This window comes from Mycetohabitans sp. B2 (genome assembly GCF_021733735.1).
Lineage (GTDB): Bacteria > Pseudomonadota > Gammaproteobacteria > Burkholderiales > Burkholderiaceae > Mycetohabitans > Mycetohabitans rhizoxinica.
Genome location: NZ_JAHKSP010000195.1, coordinates 1 through 290, shown reverse-complemented (window position 1 = coordinate 290; position 290 = coordinate 1). Strand labels below are relative to the sequence as shown.

The following is a 290-nucleotide window of genomic DNA, read 5'->3' as shown; positions in this document are numbered from 1 at the left end:
ATAGGCTCTGGCGTTATCCAGTGGCGTGCCTATCGGAATAGACGCTTGCGCTTGATACGGCCCCTCGATCAGATGGCCCGTAGCAATGGTTGTCTCAGTGGGCCCATACCCATTAATCAAGCGCAGTGCGGGACAGTGCTCGAGCACGCGCTGCGCCGCCGCGGACGAAACAATATCCCCACCCACCGTCAGCTGACGCACACTGCGCAGATAGCTCAAGTCACCTTCAGCCATGACCTGAAACAGCCCCGCGGTCAACCACAGCGCGCTCACCTGATGCGCTCGGATGG

General features: G+C 60.3%; 1 protein-coding gene. It reads right to left on the bottom strand.

The window, feature by feature from the left end; genetic code table 11:
* A partial coding sequence (locus KPG66_RS18285; RefSeq protein WP_237071685.1) for an AMP-binding protein occupies nt 1-290 on the bottom strand: 290 nt, incomplete at both ends.